A 1,655-nucleotide genomic window follows, 5' to 3' on the forward strand; every position below is an offset into this window, starting at 1 on the left:
GCGGAAGGCGGCGGGCGGCACGAATGACTGGCGATCCTGCGCCAGCACCGCCTGCAACGCGCCCGATCCGATTTCGCTCACCGACAGCGTTAGCGTCCGCCCATCGTCTGAAAAGCGACCCCCGGCGACCTTCGCCGGACGGTCAAGATCAAGCACGACGCGCGCCGTTTGCGTATCGAACTGCGCCATCCGCACCGATCGGACCATGCCGCTGTGCGGCTGTGATTGCGGCCCTATGGTCGCGCCCTTGACGTCGATGGCGATCCGGTCAGGACCGCTCAGCACAAAGCTGCTCGCGCTGTCGATGGCATCGTTGAAGTGCAGCACAATGTCATTGTTGCGCACCTCGACCCGCGACACCTCGCCCGCCGTCACCGGCTGGGTGCAAGCCAGCGTTGCGCAGATTGCTGACAACCACATCATGGTTGCTTTATGCCGCTGCGTCGCAACGCCGGTCCAGTAGAATTTCATTTGCCCCGGTTTCCCGTCTCATCCAGTGATGAAAACAGCATTAGGGTTAAGCGAGAAAAACCATGTGAAACGATCTGGTTAACAGCATTTTCAGCATGACTTGGCATCCGGCGGGTGATTGCGGACGAAGACTGCCGGTGTGAATGACCCGCCAATGCCCGCGATTTTGCAGGTTCCAGCTTTTAGTTGCCGGACGCATCAACTGATGCTAGCAAACTGCTGTTGGACATGGGCTTTTGCGCCCCTCCCACATTCTCAGACGGCACCGCGAAGACATTTTTTCCCGGCGCCTTTCACCAGGTTGACGCTTTATGGGTTTGAATACCGCCTTTTCCGCCACCCCGCTTCCGGGCGGTTGGCTGCGGAAAAGCGTCGCGGCCAGGGCAATTGATGCCCTGCAAACCCCTGCAGCAGACACAATGCATTTCGTAACAACCCACTCGCGCCTGCCCTCGCCACCGTGGCGGGGCAGCGCCATTACACACAGAAGCGCAGCACTCAGGGCGGTTCCGCCCGGTTTGCGCGCACGGAGAATATTGAATGACAACGCGCATGTTGATCGATGCGCGCCACCAAGAGGAAACTCGGGTGGCGGTGCTCAAGGGAAACCGGATTGAGGAGTTCGACTTTGAATCTGCTGAACACAAGCAGATCAAGGGCAATATCTACCTGGCCAAGGTAACGCGGGTCGAACCCTCGCTGCAGGCGGCATTTGTGGATTATGGCGGCAACCGCCACGGTTTCCTCGCCTTTGCGGAAATCCATCCCGATTATTATCAGATCCCGCGCGAAGACAAGATCGCGCTGCTCGCTGAAGAAGCCCGGCATGCGCGCGAAGAGGCCGATGCCCTCGCCGCCGAGGAAGAGGCCGATGATGCCGCAGGTGGCGGCGACCGCGACGACTATGACGATGGTTCGGGCGATGACGGGCTGATCGAAGCCGAGGACGAGCCGATTGAAGCCGAAACGCTGAGCGCCGATGGCGACAGTGATGGCGAAGGCGATGCAGGCGATGACGCATCGGACGAACAGTCTGCAGATGACGCGGGCGACGATACCACCGGTCAGAGCGACCACAGATCGGACGACGCATCGGACGGCGCATCAGACAACGATTCAGACAATGGCAACGGCCGCAACGGCGGGCGCCGTCGGCGCAGCGGAGGCCGCAGCGGCAAGGCCAA

General features: G+C 60.7%; 1 protein-coding gene and 1 pseudogene. One reads left to right on the top strand and one right to left on the bottom strand.

Going from position 1 to position 1,655, the window contains the following annotated elements:
* The coding region (locus tag ACEW8G_RS13495; RefSeq protein ID WP_373488927.1) for an AMIN domain-containing protein at positions 1-423 on the bottom strand (423 nt) is incomplete at its 3' end.
* Positions 424-1,011: 588 nt separating this feature from the next.
* Here ACEW8G_RS13495 and ACEW8G_RS13500 point away from each other — a divergent pair.
* Positions 1,012-1,655: pseudogene (locus ACEW8G_RS13500) on the top strand (ribonuclease E/G); the annotation flags it as partial.

Source organism: Blastomonas sp. (assembly GCF_041747255.1).
Classification (GTDB): Bacteria; Pseudomonadota; Alphaproteobacteria; order Sphingomonadales; family Sphingomonadaceae; genus Blastomonas.